This window comes from Burkholderia sp. BCC1993, from assembly GCF_905339865.1.
In the GTDB taxonomy this organism is placed as follows: domain Bacteria; phylum Pseudomonadota; class Gammaproteobacteria; order Burkholderiales; family Burkholderiaceae; genus Burkholderia.
In genome coordinates this window covers 350,841-372,381 of record NZ_CAJPGZ010000005.1, presented here as the reverse complement: position 1 = coordinate 372,381, position 21,541 = coordinate 350,841, and the positions used below count along the sequence as shown (strand labels likewise).

At 65.9% G+C, this 21,541-nt stretch carries 17 protein-coding genes, 1 tRNA gene and 1 pseudogene; 7 read left to right on the top strand and 12 right to left on the bottom strand.

Translation table 11 applies throughout. From position 1 onward, the window contains the following. Positions 1-50: 50 nt before the first annotated feature. The 7 genes from infB to U4Y91_RS10720 all read right to left on the bottom strand — a co-directional run bounded on the left by infB (position 51) and on the right by U4Y91_RS10720 (position 10,671). Positions 51-2,972 carry a translation initiation factor IF-2 gene (gene infB / locus U4Y91_RS10750; RefSeq protein WP_321805041.1) on the bottom strand — a complete coding sequence of 974 codons (2,922 nt, stop codon included), beginning with the start codon at positions 2,970-2,972 and terminating at the stop codon, positions 51-53. A 91-nt stretch (positions 2,973-3,063) separates the two neighbouring features. Then, positions 3,064-4,539 (bottom strand): transcription termination factor NusA, encoded by a 1,476-nt coding sequence (gene nusA, locus U4Y91_RS10745; RefSeq protein WP_044846033.1) that lies wholly within the window; start codon positions 4,537-4,539, stop codon positions 3,064-3,066. Further along, on the bottom strand, positions 4,539-4,997 hold the full coding sequence (gene rimP, locus U4Y91_RS10740) for a ribosome maturation factor RimP (RefSeq protein WP_014897219.1): 459 nt from the start codon (positions 4,995-4,997) through the stop codon (positions 4,539-4,541). The genes nusA and rimP overlap by 1 nt, the downstream gene beginning before the upstream one ends. Positions 4,998-5,415: 418 nt before the next feature. After that, complete coding sequence (gene rluB / locus U4Y91_RS10735) at positions 5,416-7,146, bottom strand: 23S rRNA pseudouridine(2605) synthase RluB (RefSeq protein ID WP_321805040.1); 1,731 nt, start codon at positions 7,144-7,146, stop codon at positions 5,416-5,418. 60 nt (positions 7,147-7,206) lie between these two features. Further along, positions 7,207-8,229, bottom strand: a complete 1,023-nt coding sequence (scpB, locus tag U4Y91_RS10730) for an SMC-Scp complex subunit ScpB (RefSeq protein ID WP_321805039.1) — start codon at positions 8,227-8,229, stop codon at positions 7,207-7,209. A gap of 272 nt (positions 8,230-8,501) precedes the next feature. Next, positions 8,502-9,704 carry a pyridoxal phosphate-dependent aminotransferase gene (locus U4Y91_RS10725; RefSeq protein ID WP_321805038.1) on the bottom strand — a complete coding sequence of 401 codons (1,203 nt, stop codon included), beginning with the start codon at positions 9,702-9,704 and terminating at the stop codon, positions 8,502-8,504. A 64-nt stretch (positions 9,705-9,768) separates the two neighbouring features. Beyond that, positions 9,769-10,671: a LysR family transcriptional regulator gene (locus U4Y91_RS10720; protein WP_321805037.1), complete on the bottom strand. Its 903-nt coding sequence runs from the start codon at positions 10,669-10,671 to the stop codon at positions 9,769-9,771. A gap of 430 nt (positions 10,672-11,101) precedes the next feature. Here U4Y91_RS10720 and U4Y91_RS10715 point away from each other — a divergent pair. Further along, positions 11,102-11,497, top strand: a pseudogene (locus U4Y91_RS10715) (transposase); the annotation flags it as partial. Positions 11,498-11,699: 202 nt separating this feature from the next. After that, on the top strand, positions 11,700-11,951 hold the full coding sequence (locus tag U4Y91_RS10710; RefSeq protein ID WP_321805036.1) for a hypothetical protein: 252 nt from the start codon (positions 11,700-11,702) through the stop codon (positions 11,949-11,951). A gap of 181 nt (positions 11,952-12,132) precedes the next feature. Here the strand turns inward: U4Y91_RS10710 and U4Y91_RS10705 are convergent, their stop codons facing one another. Then, positions 12,133-12,450, bottom strand: coding sequence for a hypothetical protein (locus U4Y91_RS10705; RefSeq protein ID WP_006754206.1), 318 nt, complete (start codon positions 12,448-12,450; stop codon positions 12,133-12,135). A 157-nt stretch (positions 12,451-12,607) separates the two neighbouring features. Between U4Y91_RS10705 and U4Y91_RS10700 the strand changes: the two genes are divergently transcribed. The 3 genes from U4Y91_RS10700 to U4Y91_RS10690 all read left to right on the top strand — a co-directional run bounded on the left by U4Y91_RS10700 (position 12,608) and on the right by U4Y91_RS10690 (position 14,220). After that, positions 12,608-13,324, top strand: coding sequence for a YdcF family protein (locus tag U4Y91_RS10700; RefSeq protein ID WP_321805091.1), 717 nt, complete (start codon positions 12,608-12,610; stop codon positions 13,322-13,324). 223 nt (positions 13,325-13,547) lie between these two features. Next, complete coding sequence (locus U4Y91_RS10695; protein WP_059608570.1) at positions 13,548-13,826, top strand: hypothetical protein; 279 nt, start codon at positions 13,548-13,550, stop codon at positions 13,824-13,826. Positions 13,827-13,962: 136 nt separating this feature from the next. After that, positions 13,963-14,220, top strand: a complete 258-nt coding sequence (locus tag U4Y91_RS10690; RefSeq protein ID WP_321805035.1) for a DNA-binding protein — start codon at positions 13,963-13,965, stop codon at positions 14,218-14,220. Between the two features lie 711 nt (positions 14,221-14,931). Here the strand turns inward: U4Y91_RS10690 and bamC are convergent. The 3 genes from bamC to U4Y91_RS10675 form a co-directional block, all read right to left on the bottom strand. After that, positions 14,932-16,140, bottom strand: coding sequence for an outer membrane protein assembly factor BamC (gene bamC, locus U4Y91_RS10685; protein ID WP_321805034.1), 1,209 nt, complete (start codon positions 16,138-16,140; stop codon positions 14,932-14,934). A 141-nt stretch (positions 16,141-16,281) separates the two neighbouring features. After that, positions 16,282-16,358: transfer RNA gene (locus U4Y91_RS10680), tRNA-Pro, on the bottom strand. A gap of 172 nt (positions 16,359-16,530) precedes the next feature. Next, positions 16,531-17,244, bottom strand: coding sequence for a methyltransferase domain-containing protein (locus U4Y91_RS10675; protein WP_321802180.1), 714 nt, complete (start codon positions 17,242-17,244; stop codon positions 16,531-16,533). Positions 17,245-17,574: 330 nt separating this feature from the next. On the opposite strand from U4Y91_RS10675, the gene U4Y91_RS10670 reads away from it, so the two are divergent. Beyond that, complete coding sequence (locus tag U4Y91_RS10670; RefSeq protein ID WP_321805033.1) at positions 17,575-18,453, top strand: tyrosine-protein phosphatase; 879 nt, start codon at positions 17,575-17,577, stop codon at positions 18,451-18,453. 355 nt (positions 18,454-18,808) lie between these two features. Continuing rightward, positions 18,809-21,025 (top strand): hypothetical protein, encoded by a 2,217-nt coding sequence (locus U4Y91_RS10665; RefSeq protein ID WP_321805032.1) that lies wholly within the window; start codon positions 18,809-18,811, stop codon positions 21,023-21,025. 82 nt (positions 21,026-21,107) lie between these two features. Here the strand turns inward: U4Y91_RS10665 and U4Y91_RS10660 are convergent, their stop codons facing one another. Beyond that, positions 21,108-21,521, bottom strand: coding sequence for a MerR family transcriptional regulator (locus tag U4Y91_RS10660; RefSeq protein WP_321805031.1), 414 nt, complete (start codon positions 21,519-21,521; stop codon positions 21,108-21,110). Between the last annotated feature and the right edge of the window lie 20 nt (positions 21,522-21,541).

Here is a 21,541-nt window from a genome sequence, read left to right as displayed (position 1 = left end):
GGGCGGGACAGGCCCAAGCCTGCCCCGCCCCATGAGCCGATACGCGACGATTACAGCGTCCGTGCGACTTCGGTCACTTCGAAGACTTCGAACTGGTCGCCTTCGATGATGTCGTTGAAGTTCTTCACCGACATACCGCACTCGAAGCCTTGCTTGACTTCCTTCACGTCGTCCTTGAAGCGCTTCAGCGATTCGAGTTCGCCCGTGAAGATCACGACGTTGTTGCGCAGCACGCGAACCGACGACGAGCGCTTGACGATACCGTCGGTGACCATACAGCCGGCAACCGTACCGACCTTCGGCACCTTGAACACCTGGCGCACCTCGACCATGCCGGTGATGACTTCGCGCTTCTCCGGCGCCAGCATGCCCGACATTGCCGCCTTCACCTCATCCACTGCGTCGTAGATGATGTTGTAGTAGCGGATGTCGATACCGTTCGACTCGGCCAGCTTGCGCGCCTGTGCATCCGCACGCGTGTTGAAGCCGATGATGACCGCCTTCGATGCCGTTGCCAGGTTGACGTCGTTTTCGCTGATGCCGCCCACCGCGCTGTGCACGATCTGCACGCGCACTTCGTCGGTCGACAGCTTGAGCAGCGACTGCACGAGCGCTTCCTGCGAGCCCTGCACGTCCGCCTTGATGATGAGCGGCAGGTTCTGCACTTCGCCTTCGCCCATCTGCTCGAGCATGCTTTCCAGCTTCGCGGCCTGCTGCTTCGCCAGCTTGACGTCGCGGAACTTGCCCTGACGGAACAGCGCGATTTCGCGCGCCTTGCGTTCGTCCGGCAGCACGATCACTTCCTCGCCTGCACCCGGCACTTCCGACAGACCCTGGATTTCGACCGGGATCGACGGGCCGGCTTCCTTCGTCGGCTTGCCGTTCTCGTCGAGCATCGCACGCACGCGGCCATAGGCCGTGCCTGCCAGCACGATGTCGCCGCGGTTCAGCGTACCCGACTGCACCAGGATCGTCGCGACCGGGCCCTTGCCCTTGTCCAGCTTCGCTTCGATCACGATGCCCTTCGCCGGCGCCTCGACCGGTGCCTTCAGTTCCAGCACTTCGGCCTGCAGCAGCACGTTCTCGAGCAGGTCGTCGATACCGACGCCCGTCTTGGCCGACACCGGCACGAACGGCGAATCGCCACCGTATTCTTCCGGCACGACGCCTTCCGCGACCAGTTCCTGCTTGACGCGGTCCGGGTTCGCTTCCGGCTTGTCGATCTTGTTGATCGCCACGACGATCGGCACGCCACCCGCCTTCGCGTGCGCGATGGCTTCCTTCGTCTGCGGCATCACGCCGTCGTCGGCAGCCACCACCAGCACCACGATGTCGGTCGCCTTCGCGCCGCGTGCACGCATTGCCGTGAACGCCTCGTGACCCGGCGTATCGAGGAACGTGATGACGCCGCGCGGCGTTTCGACGTGGTATGCGCCGATGTGCTGCGTAATGCCGCCCGCTTCGCCCGCTGCAACCTTCGCGCGGCGGATGTGGTCGAGCAGCGAGGTCTTGCCGTGGTCAACGTGACCCATCACGGTGACGACCGGCGGACGCGGCAGCTGCTCCGCATCGGTACCAGTCTCGCCTTCGACCAGCAGTGCTTCCGGATCGTCCAGCTTCGCGGCAACCGCGCGGTGGCCCAGTTCCTCGACGACGATCATCGCCGTTTCCTGGTCCAGCACCTGGTTGATCGTGACCATCTGGCCCATCTTCATCATCACCTTGATGACTTCGGAGGCCTTGATCGACATCTTGTGCGCGAGATCGGCAACCGAGACGGTTTCCGGCACGTGCACTTCACGCACGATCGGTTCGGTCGGTGCCTGGAACGACGATGCGCTGTCCTGGTGACGGCCGCGACCCTTCGGGCCGCCGCGCCAGCCGCGGTCCACGCCGCCGCTCGAATCGCCGCGCGTCTTGATACCGCGGCGCTTCGCTGCGTCGTCCTGCCAGCCGCCCTTGCCGCCGCCCGGCTTCTTGTTGCGGTCGCCCGCGCCTGCCGGTGCCGTCGTGGCCGCCGGCGCTGCGCCGGCCGGCTTCTTCACGGCCGGACGCGCCTGCGCGCCTGCGCCCGCCGGCTTTGCCGGCTTGTGCAGCGTGCCCTTCGCTTCGGCCGGCTTCGGCGGTTCCACCGGCTTCGGCGGCTCGACTGCCTTGACTACGGCCTTGCGCGGCGTGTTCATCATTTCGCGGATCGCGCGTGCTTCGGCTTCTGCCGCCGCGCGACGCTTGCTGATCTCTTCCTGCTCGGCGCGCGCCTTGTCCGCCGCCTCGCGGGCAGCATCCTCGGCCTTCTTCGCCGCTTCGCGCTGAGCCGCACGTTCGGCGGCCGCACGTGCCTCGTCCTGCGCGGACTGCGCACCGGCTGCTTCCTGCTGGGCCTCGGCGGCCTGCTGGGCAGCCGCCTGCTGCGCCGCTGCGGCTTCGGCCGCGGCACGCTTCGCCGCCGCTTCTTCCTCGGCACGGCGGCGCTCGGCTTCGGCCGCTTCCTCACGGGCACGGCGCTCGGCTTCGTCGCGCTCGAGGCGCTCCTGACGCTCGCGCAGTTCCTGCGCCTGCTTCTCGAGCAGCTCGGCCTCGCGGCGCGCTTCTTCCTCGCGACGCTTCAGTTCCGCATCGTCGTCCGCTTCGGCGACCTGCGCCTGACCCTGCTCCGCACCCTCGGCCACGTCGTCGCGCTTGACGAACGTACGCTTCTTGCGGACCTCGACCTGAATGGTGCGAGCCTTGCCCGTCGCGTCAGACTGCTTGATCTCCGACGTATGCTTGCGGGTCAGCGTGATCTTGCGCTTGTCGCCGTCGGTTGCGCCGTGCGACTTGCGCAAATGATCGAGCAGACGCGCCTTGTCCGCTTCGGACAGCGCATCGTCTTCACTCGCTTTCTGGACGCCCGCTGCCTGCAGCTGTTCGAGCAGCACACCAGCAGGCATTTTCAGTTCCGCGGCAAATTGGGCTACGTTGTTACTCGCCATTCATTCCTCTTAGTGCAAGGACCGATTCCTTGCGGTTAGCATCGGGTCAGGCCATACGGCCGCCATCAAATCAGTGCGCCATGGTCATTTCTCACTGGAACCAGTGTTCACGTGCTTTCATGATCAACGCCTTAGCGGCATCCTCTTCCATCCCGGTCATATCGACCAGTTCATCCACAGCCAGCTCGGCGACATCGTCGCGCGTCTGCATGCCGTGTTCGGCCAGCTTCGCGAGCAACTCCGGCGTGATGCCGTCGAGGCCCTTCAAATCCAGCGCTGCATTTTCAACCTTTTCTTCGTTCGCGATCGCCATCGTCAACAGAGCGTCGCGTGCGCGGTTGCGCAGTTCGTGCACGGTGTCCTCGTCGAACGCCTCGATTTCGAGCATTTCGTTGAGCGGCACGTACGCGATCTCTTCGAGGCTCGTGAAGCCTTCGTCGATCAGGATGTCGGCAACTTCTTCGTCGACGTCGAGACGCGCCATGAACAGCGAACGCAGTCGGTCGCGCTCTTCACCCTGCTTCAGGGCGGATTCATCCGGCGTCATGATGTTGATCTGCCAGCCGGTCAGTTCGCTGGCAAGGCGAACGTTCTGACCGCTGCGGCCGATCGCGACAGCCAGCTCGTTCTCGTCGACGACGACGTCCATCGAGTGCTTTTCTTCATCGACGACGATCGACTGGACGGCTGCCGGCGCGAGCGCGCCGATCACGAACTGGGCGGGATCCTCGGACCATAGCACGATGTCGATGTTTTCGCCACCGAGCTCGTTGCGCACGGCCTGCACACGGGAGCCGCGGATGCCGACGCAGGTGCCGATCGGATCGATCCGCTTGTCGTAGGCGATCACGCCGATCTTCGCGCGCACGCCCGGATCGCGAGCGGCTGCCTTGATCTCGAGCAGGCCCTGCTCGATTTCCGGCACTTCCATCTCGAACAGCTTCATCAGGAACTCGGGCGCCGTGCGCGAGAGTTCGATCTGCGGGCCGCGCGCGGTGCGGTCGACCTTCGCGATGTAGGCACGCACGCGGTCGCCCACGCGCAGGTTTTCCTTCGGGATCAGCTGGTCGCGGCGCAGCAGCGCTTCGACACGGCCCGATTCGACGATGAAGTTGCCCTTGTCGAGGCGCTTCACCGTGCCCGTCATGATCTTTTCGCCGCGCTCGAGGTAGTCGTTCAGGATCTGCTCGCGTTCGGCATCGCGCACCTTCTGCAGGATCACCTGCTTCGCGGCCTGCGCGCCGATACGGCCGAACTCGATCGACGGCACCGGCTCCTCGATGAATTCGCCGACTTCGACGTCGGGCTTCTGCTCACGTGCTTCGAACAGCAGGATCTCGCGATCCGGCTCCTGCAAGCCTGCCTCGTCGGGTACGACGAGCCAGCGACGGAAGGTTTCGTGCTCGCCGCTTTCGCGATCGATATGGACGCGGATTTCGGCGCCTTCGTCGAACAGCTTCTTGGAAGCGGAAGCGAGCGCGGCCTCGAGGGCGCCCAGCACCACATCCTTGTCGACGTTTTTCTCGCGCGCCAGCGCATCCACCAGCATCAACACTTCGCGACTCATTATTTGCGGCTCCTAAAGTCAACTTGCGGAATCAGGCGGGCTTTGTCGATATCGGCCAGCGTGAAATCCAGCATGGCCGCCTCGCCCTTCTTCCTCTCAAATTCCAAACCGATCGTTTCGCCATTCGGCGCATGCAGAATGCCCCGGTACGTCTTGCGCCCGTCCAGCGGCTTTTTCAAGGTCACGGAAACTTCGCTGCCGGCGAAGCGCTCGAAGTCGGCCAGCTTCTTCAACGGGCGGTCGAGCCCCGGGGACGAGACTTCGAGCCGTTCGTAATCGATGTTTTCGACCGTCAAGACGTGCTGGAGCTGACGCGTGACCTTTTCGCAATCTTCGAGCGAGATGCCGGCAGGCTGATCGATATAGATGCAAAGCATGCCGCGCCCGGTGCGCTCAAGATCCACCAGCTCGTAGCCGAGCCCGGTGACCGTGGTTTCTATCAGTTCCGTCAGTTGCACAGTGTCCTCTCAGGTGTTCGCGCCCGCCGCTCGCGATTCACCCGCGGGCGCGCGCCTTAGCCGGCGCAGGAAGCGCTACCCGAGATGCCTAACCGTTTCAGCAAAAAAAAATGGGCGGAACGCCCATCTTCTTACTGGTGGTCGCACCTGAGCCGCACATTGAATCCGTACGCCCAGCGACTCCGCGATTATAGCGATTTTTGGCGCAAACGCCAAGCCAGCCGGCAAAAGCAGCGTCCAGCCCGCCTTTACCGACCAAAAATGCGAAACCGGACTGTCCGACCAGGCGGCATAATCCGGCAGCGCGATATATATACAGTCAAAAGCAAACCACGCAAGGCGAGGTGCCGACCCAATCGGACTCATGCCGATTTCGCCGGCACACCGGCGGCTTCACGCCGCCGTACGCCACAAACGCTCAGCGGCCCCGCGAGCGATTGCGCTGCGGACGCTGACCGCCGCGCGCACCGCCACCGCCGTTGCCGGCGCCTTCGGCGCGATTGCCGTTGGGATTGCGGTTGCCGCCCTTGCCGCCGCCGCGCTTGCCGCCAGCGCCTTCACGCTTGGGGCCCGCGCCATACGACGCGCGATTGCCATCGACGTCGCGACCGCCACCCGAGCGGTTGCCATAGCCCGACGGCGAAACCGGCAAGCTGCCGTAGCCGCTCAGGCCGGGCAGGCCCGGGGCGCCGCGCCGGCCGCCACCGCGACGCGGCTGGTCGAGCTGACCATGCGCCGTCAGCACCGGCTCGCGGCCGATGAAGCCCATCGACGTCTGCATCGGATCCGGCTGGCGGCGCTCGGCCTGCTCGCCACCACCGCGCTTGCCCTTTTCCTCGGACGGCGCCTTCAGGCCGACGGTCGCCATCAGCTTGCGCACCTGCGCCTCGTCGAGCTCTTCCCAGCGACCGCGCTTCAGGCCGCGCGGCAGCGGGATCGGACCGTGGCGCGTACGGATCAGGCGGCTCACCATCAGGCCGGCCGCCTCGAACATCCGGCGCACTTCGCGGTTGCGGCCTTCGGCCAGCGCAACGTGATACCAGTGGTTCGTGCCTTCGCCGCCGCCGTCGCGGATGCGCAGGAAGTTCGCCGGGCCGTCATCGAGCTCGACGCCATGCAGCAGTTTCTGCCGCATCCCTTCGGACAGTTCGCCGACGACGCGCACCGCATACTCACGCTCGACGCTGTAGCGCGGATGCATGAAGCGGTTCGCGAGATCGCCCGACGTCGTCAGCATCAGCAGACCTTCGGTGTTGAAGTCGAGACGGCCCACCGCGAGCCATTTCGCCGTCTTCATCGGCGGCAGGCGGTCGAACACCGACGGACGACCTTCCGGGTCCGCGTGGCTGACGATCTCGCCGGTCGGCTTGTGGTACAGCAGCACGCGCGGCGGCTTGTTCGGCAGCTTGCGCTTGACCGGCTTGCCGTTGATGCGAACCTGGTCGGTCGGCATGATGCGCTGGCCGATATGCGCGGGCTCACCGTTCACCGACACGCGGCCGGCGACGATCAGCTCTTCCATTTCGCGGCGCGAACCCATGCCGGCTTCCGCGAGCACCTTGTGGAGCTTCGGCGCGTCGTCGTCCGGCGACAGCACGCGCTTGTTCGTCGGCTGGCTGCGGCCGCGACGCAGCATCGGCGCACGTACGCCGCTGCCGCCCGCCGAATTGTCCGCGTCGAATGCCGGCGACGTCACATAGGCGAACAGATCGTCCTGCGACGCTGCGTCGCCTTCGGCCTTCGCCGCGCCGCCCTCGGCCTTCGCCGAACCGCCCTCGGCCTTTGCCGAACCGCCGCGCCGCCCCTGGCCGCCTTGCCCGCCCTGCGCACCCTTGGCTGCGCCTTCGCGCTTGCCGGCCGGCTTGCGGCCACCCTTGGCCGCACCTTCCTTGCGCGGCGCGCGTGCGGGCTGCGCTTCCGCCGCCTCGGCCGGCTGCGCTTCCGCGCCTTCGCCGCCCTGCGACTCGCCATCGCCCTTCGACTTGGCTGCCGCGCGGCGACGCGCGATCAGGCTGCGCGGGCCGCGCCGCAGGCCGCGGCGGGGACGCTCGTCACCACCCGCGGCCGGAGCGTCCTGCTCCGGCGCATCGTCGGCACGCGCGGCCTGCACGGCAGGCGCGGACGATTCAATATCGTGGATATCAGTCAAAACAACCTCAAAATGTCAGGTCTCGCGCCCGACTCGGGCGCGGCAAGAAGTCGGCCGCGATCAGGCGCGGCGCTGTTCGGGTTCTGCTTCGTCGTCCGGCAGCGCGTCGGCGCCGATGGGCGCGCTGGCACTGCGTACGGCATCGGCGAGGCTGTCGGACGTATCGTCCAGCAACTCGCCGTCCGCGGGACGGGAGCGTGAGGCGTCGGCCTGGCCAGCCTCGCCCGGCATGTCGCCGGCCGCTTCCGCTCCGTCTCCGGCAACCGCGTCGGCAGCCGGCTTGCGATCTTCCTCGTTCCACACCGCGTGCAGCGGCTCGGGCTGCCCGTCGGCCGGCGCTGCTTCGGCGCCGCCCTGTTCCCTCTGAACGCGATCCGCTTCCAGCGTATCGCGGTTCGGCATTTCCTGCGTCGACGCGCCTTCCGTTGCGGCGTCGCCCGGCAATTCATCCGGCTGCACGTGCGGCTCGTCGGCCGCCGCTTCGCCGGCTTCCGGCACCGCGTCCGCCGCCGGCGCATCGCCGTCGAAGTCCATCGCCTGCTGTGCGAGCAGCGCGGCTTCGATGTTCGCTGCCGGCTCCTCGAGCGCCGGCAGGTCGTCGAGCGCCTTCAGACCGAGATCGTCGAGGAACTGCTTGGTCGTCGCGTACAGCGCCGGACGGCCCGGCACGTCGCGATGCCCGATCACCTCGATCCAGCCGCGATCCTCGAGCTGCTTGACCACCTGCGTATTGACCGTGACGCCGCGAATCTCTTCGATGTCGCCGCGCGTGACGGGTTGCCGATACGCAATGATCGCGAGCGTCTCGAGCACCGCACGCGAATATTTCGGCGGCTTCTCGGGATGCAGTCGGTCCAGATAATGGCGCATCGCCGGCTTGCTCTGGAAGCGCCATCCGGTTGCCAGCGCCACCAGTTCGACACCGCGGCCGGACCAATCCTGTTTCAGATCTTCGAGCAACGTGCGGACCGTGTCAGCCGACACGCCGTCGGCAAAGAGCTTGCGCAAATCGCCAAGCTTCAGCGGTTCCTGCGCGCAGATCAAAGCAGTCTCGAGGACGATCTTCGCCTCTTGGGTATTCATGCAGCTAGGCCAGACCCTGTGGTCAAACGAACCGGATCAACAAACAGACGAAAGGAACGGAAGACGCGCTCGCCCGATTCTGATCGGTCATATTGATGGGAGCACGAACCGGGGGCGGCGAACCAACTTCAAGCCAGGCCCAAACCGGACGGAACAGCACGGTTCAACGACGGAACCGCGTGACTGAGCGCCATCTTACGCAAAATTGCCCGGTGCGTAAAGATGAGCCGAACGGCCCGTCGCCCGCACGCCGCAGCCGCTCCGTCCCCGCTTCAACGCAGGCCTGCGCCGCGCGCGAGGAACGCCCGCAAGCGCTCGACGCCCGCCTCGAGCCGCACCGGATCGCACGCGTAGCACCAGCGCACGAAGCCTTCCCCCTCCGGGCCGAACGCGCGGCCAGGCGCCAACCCGAGCCCCGCCTCGCGCACCAGCGACTTGCAGAACGCAAGACTGTCGCCCGCGCCCGGCAAGCGCAGGAACAGGTACATCGCGCCCGGCGGCGGCGGCACGTCGACGCCCGGCAACGTGCGCAGCGCGGCGACCAGATGGTCACGCGCACCGCGCAGCGCAGCGACGAACGACTGCACGAACGGCTCGCCGTCACGCAGCGCGACTTCGCCCGCGGCCTGGATGAAACCCGGCGCGCACGACGTGTTGTACTCGACCAACTTCGACAGATCGCCCATGACCGACGCCGGCGCGACCAGCCATCCGAGCCGCCAGCCCGTCATCACCCAGGCCTTCGAGAACGAATTCACGACGATGACCCGCTCGTCGCGCGATGCGATATCGAGGAACGACGGCGCGCCGTCCGTGCCGAACACGAGCCGTTCGTATACCTCGTCGGCGACCACCCAGATGCCGTGGCGCCGGCAATGCGCGAGCACGGCCTGCTGGTCGTCGCGGGACATCGTCCAGCCGGTCGGATTGTTCGGCGAGTTGACGAACAGCATCCGCGTGCCGGGCGTCAGCGCCGCGAGCAGCTGGTCGACGTCGAGCCGCCAGCCCGCATCGCCATGGCGGAGCGACACGCACTCGACCTGTGCACCGAGGATCTTCGGGATCTCGACGAGGTTCGGCCAGAGCGGCGTGACGGCGACGACGCGATCGCCCGGGCCGACCAGCAACTGCGCGGCCAGCATCAGCGCGCTCACGCCCGAACTCGTCACGGCGATCGTATCGGCCGCCGTCACACCGTGACGCGCACCAACATAGGTCGCAATCGCGTTGCGCAGCGGTACGGTGCCGAGGTTGTGCGTGTAGAAGGTTGCGCCGTCGCGCAGTGCCGCGGCAGCCGCGTCGCGAATGAAAGCGGGCGTCACGCGATCGGATTCACCGAACCAGAACGGCAGCACGTCGGGTACGCCGAAGCCGGCGTTCGCCACTTCCCTGATCAGCGACGGACGCAGCGCCTGAACTGCGCTGCGCGCCGCCGGCTCGCCCGTCGCCGGGCCGACATCTGCGGAATGCGTCATCGAGAACCGCCACCGAGGAACACGATCCGCGTAGTGTACCGGCGTGCGCGCCCGATCCGCACCCTCAGTCGAGATCCTCCGCCCGCGCCGGCATCTGGCGCACGAGCTCCCAGATCGCCTGCGCGGCCGGCGACAGCGACCGGTCGCGGCGGCGCACCAGCTCGACGGTGCGCTCGGTACGCGGCGTCAGCGGCCGCGCGACCAGCGTCGAACCAGCCGGCAGCGGCAGCGACAGCCACGGCTGCACGCTCACGCCGACGCCGGCCTCGACGAGCCCGAATACCGTCGCCGAATGCCCGAGCTCCTGCATGACCGTCGCATTGACCCGATGGGTGGCCAGCGCGGCGTCGATCAGCGGCCGGCTTCCGGACGCATGGTCGAGCAGTACGAGACGCTCGCCGTCGAGCGCCGTCCACGGCACCTCGGCCCGCGCCGCGAGCGGATGATCGGCGCGCGCGACCAGGCAGAACGAGTCAGTCATCAACGGTTCGCACACGAGATCGGCAACGGTGAGCGGCCCGATGACGACGCCGAAATCGACTTCGCTCGACTTCACCTTGCGCAGGACGTCGCTCTGCACGTCGTCACGCAGGCCGAGCGTGACGAACGGGAACTGGCGCTCGCACGACGCGACGACGCGCGGCATCAGCCGGCACGCGATCGTCGGGCTGGCGGCGACGATCACGCGCCCCCGCCGCTGCTCGCCGATCTCGCGAATCTCGCGCAGCGTGTCGTCGAGATCGGCGATCAGGCGGGACACGCTCGCGATCAGGTTCGCCCCGACGTCGGTCAACTGCACGTCGCGCGTCGTCCGGTCTATCAGCTTCAGCCCGAGCTCGGCCTCGAGTTCGCGCACGCAACGGCTGACCGCGGACTGCGTGAGCCCGATCTCGTCGCCCGCGCGACTGAAGCTCCGGAGCCGCGCAACCTCGATGAATACGCGAAGCTGGCGCAGCGTAACGTTCATCCCCTCACCTCATCAATCGTCGATACCGATGCGCGATTTTAATGCGCGCCATCGTCTTCGATGTGCGAATCCCGCACCTGCCGCACATGTTTCGCTGCGGTGCAATATCCACGCAAACGCACGTGGCACGGGCGACTTGCACAAGATTGGTGATTGTCCCGATTTGCTGGCGGGTTATTTTGGCGTCTTATACGCCCCTAGCTGACTTAGCCGTCAGCCCGCTGCCAAGCGGCTCTCAAGGGAATCGCCTCCGACGTGGCACATATCGTGCTTTATCTGAGGCACAGGGCGCAGGTTGAGTCGGACGGAAGGCAGAAACGCCGCTGCCGGCCAACCGGAAGCCCCCACCCGGCACTCGACGCTCGAGTGCTTGAAGAGTGCGCGGCGCAGGGCAGCGCACCGGAGTTAGCTTCGCTGAGGTGAGGACATGATGCTGTTCGACGATTTGAGAGATAACGAGTGGGCGCTGGTCGAGGGTCTGTTTTGCTCGGAACCCGCACGCAGTGAACGGCGCGGCCGTCCCCGCGTGGAGGCCCGTTCGGTGGTAAACGCCGTGCTGTGGGTACTGTCGACGGGTGAAGGCTGGTCGAAGCTGCCGGGCCGCTATCCGTCGCCGCCGACCTGCCGCCGTCGCTTCGACGAATGGCAGGCAGACGGCACGCTCGCCGAAATCGTCAAGCGACTCGGCACGAGCGGCCGCCAGATCTCGCTGCGCGGGCGCATCGGGGCGAGCGCGACGAAGCCGCCTGCACCGCCGAGCCGCGACCGGCTGCGCGGCGCCTTCTGGACCAACCCGGAATCCTGGCGCGCCCCCGTGAAGATGGCGTAACGCATGCTCGATCGGGCGGCTTCGGCCGCCCGGTTTCTTTCAGCGCCACGCGCTTTTGCGCGGCGCCGGCACCGTCGTCGATTACGTCTGTCGTGCGGCGATACATCTATTTACGATTATTTACAGCAAGCCTGCACTCCCACGCTTACCTTAGCGGAATATCAACAGGCCGCGCCGGTGGCTTGAAGGGAGCCCCGCCATGAAACCAATGTCACTGCTCGTCGCATGCGGCATTGTCATTTCGCTGGCGCTGACCGCCCCCGCTCGCGCGGACGATCGCGCGAAGCCGCCTCACCACCAGCAGGATCATCGGAACACCCCTCGCCAGCAACCGCCCGCCGCGTCGCCCAATCGGCAGACCGTGCCACGCGGCGATTTGCGCGGCGACATCGCCAGCAACGCGCGCGCGCGCATTGGCTCGCAGCCGTCCGACCTGCCGCGTCATCCGTAGTCCGCAGGATTTCGTCAAAGAAAATTACCGGATTCGGGAACTGCCCGACATGCGACGAGTCACATTCGTTGCCATGAGCACAGCGTGGCAACAGCAAAAGTATCCGGTACGCCCGTATCCTCGCGATACGGGCTTTTTTTTGCGTCGCCGGTGGACGGCGCGCGAGAACGGGAGTGCGCCGCTACAGGCGGCTTTCGAGAATCGCCACGGCACTCGCTTCGCTCAATGCGTAGTCGTCCATACGGCGATCGGTCCAGGAAAGCAGTTTCTCGTCGCGCTCGAGGCGCGCGCATTCGGCCCGACCGTTATCGGTCAGCACCGCGATGTCGACCGGCGCATGGAAACCCGGTGCGGGAGCAACGGTCTTCTGCCTGACCGTGTCCATCAGCCCTAGCGACCGGAGATACTCGAACACGCCCGGGCGGCGCGCCCACGGTACCTGGCGGTACTGCACTCGTCTCAATGCGTCGAGCACCGCTTCGTTGGAATACGTGGCCATCTCGATTCTTTCTTAAAGTGCAGCGACAATGCGAAGCGGCGCGCCGGGCGGGAGCTCCGCCCGCCGATACCGCCACCGATTCTGGGGGCCGACGTTCGGCGTCGCGTCAGGGCCGGATCGTCAGCCGTCCATAAAAAGACACCATACCCCAATCAAATTGATTCTGTTCGATTCATTTGTACTTCTCTTCATCGGTTTCATGCTCTGCCGCAAGCGGCGGCGACTCATCGCGATCGCGAGCGTCGCGCTGTTCTGGCTGCTCGCGACAGGCTGGCTCGCCGCGCCGCTCATCGCGTGGACCGAGGCGGGCGTGACGCCGGTCGAGCGGCCCGACATGCATGGCCGGACCACGCTGATCATCATCGGCGCCGGCACGCGGCGCAGCGACACCGGCCTGCGACCACCTCCCGACGGGGAAGCACGCATCCGCACGACCGCGGCGCTCTACCGCACGTGCCGGCAGCAGGCCACCCGCTGCACCGTGGTGATGTCGGGCGGCGACCCGCAACGTCACGGCGAAACCGAGGCGGCCGTCTACGGGCGCCTGCTGGTCGCGGCGGGCGTCGCTTCCAGCGACCTCGTCCTCGAGCCGAACAGCCGTACCACCTACGAAAATGCGAAATTCACTGCATCTATACTACGCTCACAACATGACGACACGCGCATCCTCGTCACGTCGTCCTATCAGATGCACCGCGCATTGCTCGATTTCCGCCGCTTCGGCATCGATCCGCAACCCGTTTATTCGAACCGCCGGCGCGCGCAAACGGGCTGGCTGCCCCGCTGGCGCAACCTGGAAGACGCGAATCAGGCATTGCACGAACTGATCGGCATCGCGCAGTTCCACGTCTATCGATGGCTCGGCTGGTTTTGACGGCAACGCGTGCACCGGCGGCGAAAGCGACGGTGCCGCCCGGGGATGGCACGCGCATGACGGAATGCACGAAGTGTTGCGCGACTTCAACGGGGCCTTGCGCTGCGCCTCGATCCGGTGCACATTGATCCGTCACTTTTGTTACACTCGACACGCACTCGATTGCAGTCGCCAGACAAAACGGCAACACTCGGGTTCATCACCACTTAGCGGAGGTAAAGCAATGAAGAAGACGTCCCTGGCTATTCTGGTCGCGATGTCGGCGCTGACTGGCGCAGCGTATGCGCAAGAGAGCACGCAAATCCAGACCATCACCGACCCGGCGAAGATCGCCGAGATCGAGCAGCGCGCACAGGCACTGCAACAGCAGCAAGCAGCCGAGGCTGCACAGCCGGCGGCGCAGGAAGAGCACCACGGCAAGAAGGCTGCTCACCACAAGGCAGCGAAGAAGGCTGGCAAGAAGGCCGCCAAGGCCGCTCCGGCAGACGCTGCCAGCCAGTAAGTTCGGCGGCACCGCACAAGCGAAAAGCCGAATCCGGGCAACCGGGTTCGGCTTTTTTGGTTGCGGCGCCTGCGCGCTGTGCTAAAGTCGCGCACCGAAATTTTCCACCCGTGCGCACCCCGGTGCGGAGGACAGCATGAGCAACATTCAACTCGACATCGAGTGGACCGAAGCAGCCACTCGCAAGATCAAGCAACTGATGCCGCGCGGCTCGGACGACGCCTTCCTCGCGCTGCCGCCGATCGAGTGCCTGCCGATGGAGGGCGACGTGCTTTTCCTCGGTCCGCAAGGCAAGCAGGAACCGTTCATCGTCGCCGAACGCCAGTATCACCACGACGGCGATGCCGACTGGACGATCATCCTGATCCTCGACGTACCCAGCGCGTCGCACTGACGCGTCGCGGCGGCCGGCAACGCGTCCGGCCGCACTACCCTGCTCGCACGCGCTGCGACGGCACGTGGATCCCGGGCCGATCGATCCGGTCCGCGCCCGTTTCGCGATTGAGCGGCGCGTGAGCGGAACGCTCACACGCGGCCGACGCGACCTCGACCTACCGGCGCTCGGCGGATGCGAACCGCACCGCCCCCGCCACTCGGAAAGATTGCGAATCACCGAATCCCGCACCGGCCGGATCGGCGCCCTCGCATTGCGGCCCCACCAAAAAAATTGCCCGCGCTTCAAACGAAGCGCGGGCGAAACCGTCGCCCTACGAGGATAGGCGACGGGGCCATCGAGACCCGCGCGCAGCGCGGATCATCATCGGTTGTGCCCGCGCTCGCAGCGCCGGCATCTGAGGACGTCGAAACCGCTGGTCGGGCGTTCGCGACGCCTGCCCGGTCTCTGGCATCATCCTCCCTGTCCTAAGATTCGAATTTATAAAGCAGTTTGCGTGCCAGGTGCATTTTCGAAAGCACATCATTGATCCATAAGGATATTTTCCGGGACCATGACGATGTAACACCTGTTCCGCCGCCGTAACGCGCGAATGTTACGTAACGTCACAAGGCGGAGCCGAACGTGCCGCACACGCCGACGTCACAGCGCGCGGCCAAAAAAAAGCCCGCCGGGCGGCGGGCTTGTTCGAAGAGCGGGATCGTACCGCGATCAGCGCAGCTGATTCACGAGCAGCCCCATGATCTGCCGGGCCGGCGACGACGAATCGATCGCACCCGAATCGTCGACGACTGCCACACGCGTCTGGTCGGCCGTCAGCGCCTTCACGTTGACGCGATACTGCTTCGCCTGCTTTTCCTTCTTGCCGTGGAACAGTTGGCTCCAGAAGCCCTGCTCGGCCGCGCTCAGGTCCTTCGGATCGACATAACGCACGAAATACAGACCCTTCGTGCGATCGCGATCGTCGACCGTGAAGTTCGCGCGATCGAGTGCGAGGCCGACGTGCAGCCACGACCGGTCGTACGGCTCGCCGAGCGTGAGTTCGGACGGCACCGCACTCGTGTCGACGTCGTTCGCTTGCGACGACGTACGCGCGACGTTCTGCGCAGCGATCGCCGCGGCGGCCGCCTTCGACGCGTCGGTATCGGCCTTCTTGTCCTTCGGCACCGTGTTGTCGTTGATGTTCGCGACCGGCGGCTCGCCGTTCTTCGCACGCTGCTCGTTCTGCGCGAGCACCGCCATCAGCCGCTTCAGGTATTCCGTCTCGAGCGCCGGATCGTTCGGCTTCGCTTCCCACTTGCTCGAATCGTTGTTCGCACCGGTGATCGCCTCGCGCATGCCCTTCTGGCTGACGAACACATAGGTGCCGCCGTTCGGCGCCGAATCGAGGCGCGTGCGGTACTTGTTGCGCTCGGCCGTCACGTACGAATTGCCCATCGCCTTCGAGATCACGCTGCGGATCAGGCCGTCGTTGATCTGCGGATGGGTCTCGTTCCAGTCGGTTTCCATCACGCCTTTGTCGCGCTGGTCGACGACGAGCAGGAAGCCCTGCTCCTGCCAGAAGCGGCGAACTTGCGGCCAGATGTCGGCGGGCTTCTTGCCGTCGATCACGAGCCAGCTCTCGGTGCCGTCGCGCTGGATATGCATGCCGGCCACGGCGGGCGCGACGGTATCCGTCGCGGGCGCCGTGTGCTGGACCTGCTGAAGCGCGGACAGGGAAGTCGCGCCGCCCTGTGGCGGCAGCGAACGCTGATCGGCCGTCTCGTCGAGCATGTTGGGCGGCACTGCGAGCGACGCTTCCTTCGATTTCGAATCGCTCTTGTAGTCCACTTTCGTGGGCGACGACGTACCGCAACCGGCGACGAGCGCGCCGGTGGCGAGCACTGCAGCGAACCGCATGGTAAGACGAAGATCAGTCATGTTCGGGGAATCCTCTTCCGCTAAATCACGGCGCTTTCCGTGGATCAACCTTGCATTTTACCGGGGCCGCGCCGGGATGTGCAAAAAAGCGACGGGCAAGAAAAAACCCGCGTCAGCCTGAACTGACGCGGGTTCTTTATCTGGTCGGGGCGAGAGGATTTGAACCTCCGACCACCTGCACCCCATGCAGGTACGCTACCAGGCTGCGCTACGCCCCGAAAGAAAAAAATTATAACAGAGAGTTGGCCGGTTTAGAACGGGTCGCATGCATTTTGTGCATGTTCCTGCGAAATTTTTTGTGGCGCACCGTGACGTGACGGATTCGACACGAACGGCGACGCACATGACGCCCCGCCGGTCTGTCGTCCGTCCACACGATCCGCCTGACGCTCACGCGCTGCGCGCGACACAGATCACCGTGAGCCCCGCCAACCGGTTGAACCGGAACATCGGCAACTCGGCGCGGCAGATCAGCTTGAGCAAACCATTTACTACCGGATGGTGCCGACGCAGTTGCGACGCGGGTTCGCGTGGCTGGCGACGCGCTCGCTCGCTCAATCGCAATGCCGCCGCGAGCGGAAACGTGAAGCCGAAGTAGTAAGCGCCGCGCTCGACCTCGAGCCCCGCGCGGCGCGCGACGTCTTCGAGGCCGTCGAGCGTATACCTGCGCTTGTGTTCGAGAAAGTCGTCGTGCGCGCTCCAGAGGAACTGAAACGCGGGAACGGTGATCAGGAAGCGGCTGCCCTTCGGCACGCCGGCCACATATTGTGCAAGCAGCCCGACATCGTCATCGACGTGCTCGAGCACGTCCATCAGCAACACGAGATCGGCATCGAGTCGATTGACGGCGCGGCGAAAATGGACGGGCTTCCCGGCCGCCTCCCCGTCGGTATCGTCGGCGTAGCTCGTGTCGACACACCATGCTTCCGTCGCCTGCGTGCGCTCGAGCAAATGTTTCGAAAAGAAACCCGAGCCCGCGCCGACATCGAGTATCCGGTTCGCATCCGCCGCGCCCAGGAACCGGCGAATCGCGCTCGCCTTCGACGCGTAGTACCAGTGATCGCCGACGTCCGCTCCCAATACGTCGAGTTCCTTCAGATCCATGACGCCTCCCCCCGTGTCGGCCACCATGCTTTGATCATCAAGCCACTGACGCCGATCTTACCGCGCCGCAGCCGTCGCACGCATCGCAAGTTGCGCGAATTGCACCGCGCCCGCATCGCGTCCTAGTCGAAAAGGACGATGGCCGTTTCGCCGCGGATCGCTACCGTGCGCTTACCCGGCGCGAGATCGACGCGCCCGGCGCATCGTCCGACTGCAGGCCGATCGAGATCGCAGGTCTGCGCGTTGCCGCGCGGCGCGCCGGGCCGGCAGCGACTTCGATCGCAACCGCGGTCGCGACTTCCCGTGACAGTCTCCGACAAAGGTCAGTGAATGAATCAGAAAAACGAAATTTCCCGACGACACTTTCTCCGGCTGGGCGCCGGCACGCTCGGCATCGCGCTGGGAAGCACGTCGCTTCTGTCCGCGTGCGGCGGCGATTCGATCGCGATCGCCCCCGTCACGACGCCCCGACTCGGTTCGGCAGCGAACTTTCGCGACACCGCCGGACCCGACGGAACCGGCTATGTCACCGCGAGCGGTGCCACGATGAGAAAAGGCGTGATCTACCGGTCGTCCGCGCTCGCGTTGTCCGCGGCCGACGTCGCAACGGTCGACACGCTCGGCATCACGCAGGTGTGCGACCTGCGCACGACCGCCGAGATCCAGACGCAGCCTGACGTGCCGTTGGCCGGCGCAGCCTGGCAGAACCTCAACGTGCTCGGCGTCGCCAATCTCGGCCCGCTGCCGACCAGCGGCGCGTCTGCCACGGCCTTCATGATGAGCATGTATCGGGCGTTCGTGACGTCGGAAACCGCACGCACGAGCTACCACGCGTTGTTTGCCGGCTTTGCCGCATCCGGCGGCAATCTGGTCTTCCACTGCACAGCCGGCAAGGATCGCACCGGCTGGGCGACGGCCATCCTGCACACGATCCTCGGTGTCCGCCCGCAGACGATTCTCGCCGACTATCTGCTGACCAACGTCTACAGCGCGGCGGAAATCGCCGCCTATGTCGCGCAGGCGCAGAAGCGCGGCGGGCAGGACGCGGCCGACATGATGGCCGCGCTGCAAAGCGCGCAAGCCGCCTACCTGCAGGCGGCGTTCGATCAGGTCGTCGCGTCGTATGGCTCGATGACGTCATACATCGAGAACGGCCTGCAGCTCGACGCGTCGACGCAGAATGCGATCCGACAGCGCATGCTGGTCTGACCGACCATGCAGGCGACGATGGCGACAGCGCGGCTGTCATTGCCCTGCCACCGCCCCCGGATCGGACACGGCCTTCATCCGGCACGAAACCCGGCGTCAACCCACACAGACGCCGGGTTTGCCGATCCGGCGCAATGCGCGCCGCCCGCCTCGACCGCAAAACCAAACGACCGTTTGATCTTGCCGCCCCGACGCCGCGAATCCTTTGCCCTGTCGTGCGCCGACCGGTGCTGCCCGCACGCCGGCTGTTTGGTAACGCCGCTCTAGCACGCTATGCCACACTGCACGGCATCGACGACTGGCCGCGCATCGATCGCGCGCCCTCACCGATCACGACAAGACATGGAGACAGACGATGCGGAATTCGGTCCGGCGCGACCATCGCACGCCCTTGGCAAGTTTCGACTGGATGGCCGGCCTGCGACGCGCGGCCGCGCCGGTTTCACATGGCACCGCTCGCGCATTCGGCTGCGGCGCGCTTGCGCTTGCGCTCGCGCTGCTCTGCACCGGCTGCGCGGAACCGGCCGCGCAGCGCGACGGCAACGCGTCGGTCGCATCGACGAAGATCGAGCGCGCCAAAGCCGAACGCCTCGCCCACGAACAGCAGATCGCCCGCACCGTGCCGTCGCTCGCGTCGATCAACCTCACGCAACCGCGCCCCTTCACGCTGCGCGACTCGGGCCAGAACGGCGCGATGACGTTCCTGCGCGATGTCGATTTCCGCATCGTCAACAACCTCGGCTTCTTCATCCATCACCTGTCCGCGACGCTCGTGCCGACGCAGGCCGGCGCCCCCATCGTGTTCGACGACCCGACGAGCTTCGAGATCGACGTGCACGAAGGCGCGGTCACGCTCGACAACGCAAAGCTGACCGCACTCTTCGACACCTACATCTTCGGCTACCGCAACGCGCCGCTGCGCAAGCTCGCCGTATCGGCCGGCGACGGCGTGATCCATCTGCAAGGCGAGATGCAGCGCGACGGCTGGGTGCCGTTTTCGCTGACCGGCACGCTCGCGATCCGCGACGGCAGCCAGCTCGTATTCCACCCGACCGGCGTGCGCGTGTCGGGCATCAACGCGCAGCCGGTCATGCGCGCGGCCAACGTGAAGATGGCCGATCTGCTGAAGGTAGAAACACCGATCGCGCGGCTCGCCGGCGACGACCTCGTGATGTCGGTCGACAAGCTGATGCCGCCGCCACGGCTGAAGATCCGGATCACCGCGCTGCGCGTAACACCGGCCGGCCTCGACCTGACGCTCGACGACGGCTCGCACGCCGGCTTCGCGCTCCCGGCGAACGCGCCGCAACAGGCGATGTACATCCGCGGCGGCGACGTGAAATTCATGCGCTCGATGCCGATGAACGCCGACATCCTGATCGGCCCGGTCGATCCGACGAAGCGCGACCAGAACTTCGTGTTCGACCTGTACCACTATCGCGACCAGGTTTCGGCCGGCTATTTCAATTTCGACGAAAGCGGCGCGATGGCGATCCGGATGCCGTCGTACGCGGGCCCCGCGAGCGGCGCCGCGCTCGGCAATGCAGCCGCTCGCCTGAACGACAGCTTCCTCGCCGCGCAGCAGAATACGTTGCGCGACTCGCGCCAGCACTGGGAAGCGTTTGCACTCGCGGCCAGCGCGCCGCAACCCGGCATGCAGAAAGTCGCGATGCGGCGCTCGTCGACCACCCCGTTCAACGAACGGCACGTGTCGAACCGCAACCCGACGATCCACCTGCACAACGTCGACTTCAACCTGTCCGGCGACATCGGCTTCCATGTCGAGGACCTCGACGTCCAGCTCATCGCGAAACGCCCGGGCGAACCGGTCGACCTCGACGATCCGAACCAGTACGACATCCGCATTCTCGGCGGGACGGTGGTCGAATCGTGGAAAGCGATGTCGGCGCTCTTCAACAACTACCTGCTCGACTACTCGCCGCGCTCGCTGAACGACCTGCAGTTGAGCGCGGATGGCCAGGAATTGCGCGTCCAGGGCGGCATCAAGCTCTGGAATCACGTGCCCGGCGTGTGGCTGCCGACCGACATGAAGGGCACGCTGTCGGTGCTCGATGACCGGCACCTCGCGTTCAAGCCGGCGCAGGTGTCGGTGCTCGGCATCCCGCAGGCGAAGCTGCTGCGCTCGCTCGGCATCGAACTCGCGTCGCTGACGCCGCTGCAGCGCCGCGGCGCGGAACTGCGCGGCGACACGCTCGTGCTCGACCAGTACACCGTGTTTCCGCCGCCGGTGCTGAACGGCAAGCTCGGCCAGGCGACGGTCGAACGCGACGGGCTGCGCCTCACGTTCCGGCGTGCCGCCGACGCGCCCGCAACGAAGCGGCCGCAGATCGACGCGCCGAGCTACATGTGGATGGAAGGCGGCGACATGAAGATGTTCAACGTGCTCGAACTGAACGTGCGCGCGCTGATCCGGAACTCGGCCGAGGCCGGCCCGATGCGTTTCGACCTGTACGGCTACCGCAGCCAGGTCGCGCAGGGTTCGGTGCGGATGCTGCCGGACGGCACGCTGGTCGTCGACATGGGCAAGCCGAACCCGCTCGCGTCACGCTGACCCGCCGAGCGCGAGCCCGCGTGCATGAAAAAACCCGGTGGCGCATCGCCGACCGGGTTTCTTGTTGATTCGAGCGTCGCGCTCAGTCGTGTTTGAGTCCGTCGATCACGTCGAGGAGCGCCTGCCGCAACGCGATCACGTCGACCGTTGCACCCGGCTTGTCCGATACTCGCGCGTCGCCGGCCGGCACATCGGGCTCGGCCGGTGCCGCGGAAGCGCGTTCGCCGCCCGGCGAATCGAGCCGGTTGCGCGCGCCGTTGATCGTGAACCCCTGTTCGTACAGCAACTCGCGGATCCGCCGGATCAGCAGCACTTCGTGATGCTGATAATACCGGCGATTGCCACGCCGCTTCACCGGCCGCAACTGCGTGAATTCCTGTTCCCAATAACGCAGCACGTGCGGCTTGACCCCGCACAGTTCGCTGACTTCACCGATCGTGAAATAGCGCTTCGCGGGAATCGGAGGCAAGACGACTTTCTCAACCGTAGTGGTCATCGTCGGTTAACCGTCGGTAA